The organism is Mycobacterium sp. URHB0044 (genome assembly GCF_000620625.1).
Lineage (GTDB): Bacteria > Actinomycetota > Actinomycetes > Mycobacteriales > Mycobacteriaceae > Mycobacterium.
On sequence record NZ_JIAW01000033.1, the window covers coordinates 52,011 to 58,415 of the forward strand.

The following is a 6,405-nucleotide window of genomic DNA, read 5'->3' on the forward strand; positions in this document are numbered from 1 at the left end:
TCTCCTCGTTCAGGGATCGTGACGACCCAGGTCAGATCGGCTGCAGCACAAGATCATTTCACCGACGCGGAAGTTCGATGGGTGACAACGCAAACAATTTACCGCGGTGTCATGGCAGTTGGGAGAATCGGCACCGGCAAACGTGGCGGTGCCCTACAGTCGGGCTGTCGACGCGGGTCCGCTGCGCCGGATCGCGGCGCAACCCGAAGGACCAGCGACATGGACATCACCACGATCACCGATGTCGTCCGCCACCCGAGCGACCCTCCCGGCGCGCAGTGGCAGCCGGGTGACGCGTGGCTCGCCGGAGGGACGTGGCTGTTCTCCGACCGCCAACCCGAGCTGCGCCGACTGATCGACCTGATGCCGCTGGGCTGGAATTCCCTGGCCACCGGTGCGGAGGGCATCGACATCGGTGCCATGTGCACCATCGCCGACCTGTACGAGTTCGCGGCGACTTCGGACTGGCCGGTCGCGCCGCTGCTGCGGACGAGTTGTGAGGCGTTCCTCGCGTCGTTCAAGGTGTGGAACTCCGCCACGGTGGGCGGCAACATCTGCATGGCGCTGCCCGCGGGCCCGATGATCACGATGACGGTCGCGCTCGAAGCCGCCTACACCCTGCTGGCACCGGACGGATCGGAACGCGTGCTGGACGCCGTCGACTTCGTCACCGGAAACCACGCGAACGCGCTGCATCCCGGCGAGGTGTTGCGTCGAATCCGCGTCCCCGCCAGCGCCTTGCGCAAGCGATACACGCACCGCCGGTTCACGTTGACGCACCTGGGGCGCTCCACCATCTTCATGATCGCCACCCAGGAACCCGGCGGGAGGGACCTGCTGCTGACGATCACCGCGGGCACCACCCACCCGATACGGCTGGCGTTCGACACCGTTCCCGATGCAGGCACGCTGCAGGACGCCATCGACGCACTGGGCGACGACGTCTGGTTCGACGACCCGAACGGCGCACCAGACCACCGCCGCCACCTGGCCGCGTACTACGCCGAAGAGATCCGCGCCGAGCTGGGGAGCCCGTCATGACCTTCACCGTGAACGGTGAGACATTCGATCAGGAGCCGCGGCCGGGCCAGTGCCTGCGCACCCATCTTCGGTCACTCGGCTGGTACGGGGTCAAGAAGGGTTGCGACGCAGGCGATTGCGGTGCCTGCACGGTGTGGTTGGACGGCAAGCCCGTGCACAGCTGCATCACTCCGGCGTTCCGCGCCGACGGCCACGAGGTCACGACCATCGAAGGTCTCGGCACACCCGAGAACCTGCACCCGATGCAGCGGCAGTTCCGCGACGCGCCCGGCTTCCAGTGCGGCTTCTGCACGGCAGGCATGATCATGACCTCGGCGACGTTCACCGAGGACCAGAAGAAGGACCTGCCGCGCGCGCTGAAGGGAAACCTGTGCCGCTGCACCGGTTACCGCGCCATCGAGGACGCCATCAACGGCGTCGCGTCGATCGAGGAGGCCAAGCCCGGGCAGGCCGTCGGCACCAGTGTCGGCGCACCGGCGGCAACGGGTGTCGTGACCGGCACCGTCGAGTTCACCATGGACACCGAGATGGAGGGCATGCTGCACCTCAAGGTGCTGCACTCGCCGCACGCCCACGCCCGGATCGTCTCGATCGACAAGTCCGCCGCGCTGGCCGTCCCCGGTGTGCACCGGGTGTACACCTGGGAGGACGTGCCGAGGAAGCGGTTCAGCACCGCGATCCACACCGACCACCTGGTCGACCCCGACGACACCTACGTGCTGGACAACGTCGTGCGCTTCGCGGGCCAACGGGTGGTGGCGGTGCTCGCCGACTCGGTGCACGCCGCCGACGAGGGATGCGGCAAGGTCGTCGTGGAGTACGAAGTACTGCCTGCGGTCTTCGATCCCGAGGAGGCGATGGCCGACGGCGCCCCGCAACTGCACAGCTACGAAGACCCCTTCGCACACGACAAGCACCACAACGTGCTGTTCGAGCTGCACGCCGAAATCGGCGACGTCCAAGCCGGTTTCGACCAGGCGGACGTGATCCACGAGGGCACCTACTTCTCGCCGCGGGTGCAGCATGCGCACCTCGAGACGCACGGGACCATCGCCTGGATGGACGACGGTCGCCTCAACGTGCGCACCAGTTCGCAGTCACCGTCCATCGCCAAGGTGAAGCTGTCCCATCTGTTCGACCTGCGTCCCGATCAGCTACGGGTGTTCTGCACGCGCGTCGGCGGCGGTTTCGGTGGCAAGCAGGAACTCATCTCCGAGGACCTGGCCGCGCTGGCCACCATCGACACCGGCCGCCCGGTCAGCTGGGAGTACACCCGCGAAGAGGAATTCACCACGGCCTCACCGCGGCATCCGATGAAGTGCACGGTCCGACTCGGCGCCAAGGCCGACGGAACCCTGACGGCGTTCGCGTTTCACAACGTCTCCAACACCGGCGCCTACGGCAATCACGGCGGCGAGACGCTGTTCGCGGCCGGCGCGGCGATCGCGCTATACCGTTGTGCGAACAAGAAATTCGACGGCTGGTCGGTGTACACCAACACCGTGCCCAGCGGTGCCTTGCGTGGTTATGGCATGACTCAGCCGGCGTTCGCGGTGGAGTCGGCCATCCACGAGTTGGCGGTCAAGCTGGGCATGGATCCGCTCAAGCTGCGACGGCGCAACGTGGTCAAGCCCGGTGACTCGCTGCTGGGCATCGGCGATCACCCCGACGACGTGTCGTTCACCGAGGACGGTGTGACCGAATGCATCGACCTCGTCGACGCGGCATTGCGCAGCAGTGCGGCGTCGAACGGCGAAGCGCTCGGCGACGACTGGCTGATCGGTGTCGGCGCCGCAAGCTCCCTGCACGAGACCGCGCCGCCGACCGATCACATCTCGGACGCGTGGGCGACGCTGCGCGACGACGGGACGTACGAGATCGCCGTCGGCACGGTCGAGTTCGGCGAGGGAACGTCGACCGTCCACGTCCAGATCGCGGCGACGAACCTGGGGACCACACCGTCGCGGATACACCTGGTGCAGTCGGACACCGACAGAACGGGCTTCGACACCGGTGCCTTCGCCAGTGCCGGCATGTTCGTCGCGGGCAACGCGGTGAACTATGCGTCGAGGGCGCTGCGCGACCGCATCCTGCGGTTCGCCGCCGCCCACGTCGGCGTCGACGTCGCCGACTGCGCGATGGACGACGACGGGATCGTGTGCGGTGACACGCGCCTGTCCCTCGCTGATCTCCTCGCGGCCGGACGCGCGCGCGGAATCCGGTTCACGGAGTCGCGCAAGGCCTACGGCTCCCCGCGCAGCGTCACGTCGAACGCGCAGGGCTTCCGGATCGCGGTGCACCAGGTGACCGGTGAGATTCGCATCCTCTACAGCGTGCAGGCCACCGACGCGGGGGTGGTGATCAACCCCGCCCAGGTGCGTGGTCAGGTCGACGGCGGCGTGGCCATGGGCGTCGGCTTCGCGTTGACGGAGAACTTCCACGTCGACGAGAACGGCGTCATGACGAACCCTAACCTGCGCAACTACCGCATTCCCACGTATGCCGACGTGCCCCGCACCGAGCTGCTGCTGGTCGACTCGACGGATTCGGTGGGCCCGATGGCCGCCAAGGGAATGGCGGAGTGCTGCATCAATCCGGTCGCGCCGGCGCTGGCGAACGCTCTGGAAGACGCCACCGGGGTGCGGTTCCGCGAGCTGCCGCTGACGCCCGAACGCATCTACGCCAGGCTCGCCGCCAGCCGACTGATCCCGGCAACCTGACGTGACCAAGGACGTGTCCCTCAACGGCGAACCCGTCACCACCGACGCCGCCACGGTGATCATCGGCCAGCGCGTCCGACCGGAATGCGTCGAGGACTTCGTCACCTGGCAACACGAATTGAACGACGCCGCAACGCATTACCCCGGTTTCCTCGGCGCCGAAGTCAGCGCGCCGACGGCGGTGCAACCGGATTGGGTGGTGGTGTACCGGTTCGATTCGGTCGCGAACGTCCAAGCCTGGATCAACAGCGCCACCCGGCAGGACCGGCTCGTTGTCGGCAGCCAGTACCTCGACGGCCCGGCCACACAACAGGTCGTCGGCGGCGCCGCGAAGCCGACCGATCAGCTGGTCACGGTCGTGGTGACGCACCGCGTCAAGCCGGATCAGGTGGACGAATTCCTGGCGTGGCAGGACCGACTTCGACTGGCCGAGAGCCAGTTCGACGGGTACCGCGGCTCCGAGCTGTTCCGGCCCATCGAGGGCGTACAGGACGAGTGGACGGCGATGTACCGCTATGACAACGCGGCCGCGCTCGACACGTGGCTGACCTCCGAGGAGCGGAAGGTCCTGCTCGAGGATGGCAAGAAGTTCCACGACTTCGTATTGCGCACGGTGGACAATTCGTTCGGCAACTGGTTCGCCTTCGACGACAAGGGGAACGTGGCTGCACCGCCGTCGGACACCAAGTCGTCCATCGCGGTGTGGGTGGGTCTCTACCCGACCGTCGTGATCCTCACCCTGGTCCTGTCACCGCTGAAGATGCCGCTGTGGCTCGGCATGCTCGTTGGAAACCTGTTGTCCAGCTTTGCCATGAGCTTCCTCTCGATGCCCTACTACGTCAACCCGTTGCTCAAGCACTGGCTCCGGCCGCCGCCGGACGTGCCCGAGTGGAAGACCAACTGGCGTGGCATCGGCATCGTGGTGGCGGTCATGGCCTTCTGGACGGTCACCATCTACTTGGTGACGAAGGTGTTCTGGCACCTGCCGTAGCCGGCCGTCGTCCCGCACGTCGGCACCCACCCCGGCCCCGGCGCCCAGCCCCACGTACCCCCGGCCCCGGCGCCGGGCCCCACGTACCCCCGGCCCCGGCGCCCGGCCCCACGTACCCCCGGCCCCGGCGCGCCCAGCCAGGGTACCGTTTGCCCACCTTTGAGCGACTTCCCCGCATGGCGGTGCCGAGGTCACCCGAAAAGTCGCTCGTAGGTGGGCAATTCGCCTACCGTCCCCCACCGCCCGCCGAGCGGAGCCGCCGCTTTCCGACCTCCACACCGGGCGCAGCCCCCTCATCGCTCGTCGCGAATGCGAGTGAGCCATGTGGTGACGTCGCGACTGTGAGCTTGACGAGATTTGAGCCCGGCAGATTCATACGGTCAGTGCAACATCCCTGGTAGCTGGAGGTTGCTGTGCCGTGTGGTTATCCGTTTTCGCGTTCTGTCCGTCGGGAGCTGTTCGATCGGGTGTGCGGGGGTGAGTCGGTTCGGGATGCAGCCGCGGGTGTGGGCGTGTCGTACAACACGGCGGGGTTGTGGTGGCGTGACGCTGGAGCGATGCGTCTTGGACGAAACAGCAAGAGTGCGACGGGTCTGCTCGAGCCCGGTGACCTGAATGGGCCGGGTGGGCGGGGCCACCGGCTCAACTTCGATGAACGCATCGAGATCATGCGCGGGCTCGACGCCAAACTCTCCTACGCCGAGATCGGCCGTCAGATCGGCCGTGACCGGGCCGTCATCTGGCGGGAAGTCGACCGAAACCGCAACCCCGACGGGGACTACCACGCCGGGATGGCCCACGCCCGGGCCACGCAGAAAGCCAAGCGCCCCAAGGAGTTCACGCTCAACGATCCGGTGTTATGCGCCCAGATCGAATCCTGGATGGATGACGGGTGGAGCCCGGGGCTGATCGCCGAGGTGTTGGCTCGAGATCACCCCGATGACAAGCTGGCACGGGTGAGCCACGAAACCATCTACAAGTGCCTCTACGTGCAGACCCGTGGCCAGCTGCGTGCCGATCTGCACAAGTGCCTGTCGACCAAGCGGTCCGCGCGAAAGACCCAGGGCCGGGCGGAGCGACGCGGCAAGTTCAATGACGTGTTCACCATCAGCGACCGCCCCGCCGAGGCCGCCGACCGCGCCGTGCCAGGGCATTGGGAGGGCGATTTGATTCTGGGCACCGGATGCACCAGTGCGATCGGCACACTGGTCGAGCGCAGCACCCGGTTCACCATCCTGTTGCACCTACCCACCGACCACACCGCCGACTCGGTGGCCGCCGCGATGATCGAGGCGATGAGCGAGTTGCCGGCCCATCTGCGTCGCACGATCACCTGGGACCGGGGAAGTGAGATGGCCAACTGGCGTGACATCAACCTGCAGCTACAGGCGCCGGTCTACTTCTGCGATCCCCACTCACCTTGGCAACGAGGTACCAACGAGAACACCAATCGACTGCTTCGATTCTGGTTCGAAAAGAGCACCGACCTGCGCGTGCACACCAAAGCCGACCTCAAACGCATCCAAGACAAACTCAACACACGGCCCCGACCGACTCTCGACCTGGACACCCCCGCCGACCGACTCGCCGCCCTCCTCGCCCCAGCCGCTTAGCCAGGAATGCCGAATGTTGTCGTAACCGCTTGACATTGAG

4 protein-coding genes are annotated in these 6,405 nt (G+C 66.7%); all 4 read left to right on the top strand.

Translation table 11 applies throughout. The annotated features are described in order from the left end of the window. Positions 1–219: 219 nt before the first annotated feature. The 4 genes from N536_RS0135535 (at position 220) to N536_RS40475 (ending at position 6,365) form a co-directional block, all read left to right on the top strand. Positions 220–1,041 (top strand): xanthine dehydrogenase family protein subunit M, encoded by an 822-nt coding sequence (locus tag N536_RS0135535; protein WP_029117960.1) that lies wholly within the window; start codon positions 220–222, stop codon positions 1,039–1,041. After that, a complete protein-coding gene (locus tag N536_RS0135540) occupies positions 1,038–3,761 on the top strand; it encodes a molybdopterin-dependent oxidoreductase (protein ID WP_029117961.1) in 2,724 nt (907 codons plus the stop codon). The genes N536_RS0135535 and N536_RS0135540 overlap by 4 nt, the downstream gene beginning before the upstream one ends. A gap of 1 nt (position 3,762) precedes the next feature. Beyond that, positions 3,763–4,752: an antibiotic biosynthesis monooxygenase gene (locus tag N536_RS0135545; protein WP_231514734.1), complete on the top strand. Its 990-nt coding sequence runs from the start codon at positions 3,763–3,765 to the stop codon at positions 4,750–4,752. A 413-nt stretch (positions 4,753–5,165) separates the two neighbouring features. Continuing rightward, complete coding sequence (locus tag N536_RS40475) at positions 5,166–6,365, top strand: IS30 family transposase (RefSeq protein WP_029117133.1); 1,200 nt, start codon at positions 5,166–5,168, stop codon at positions 6,363–6,365. Positions 6,366–6,405: the final 40 nt, after the last annotated feature.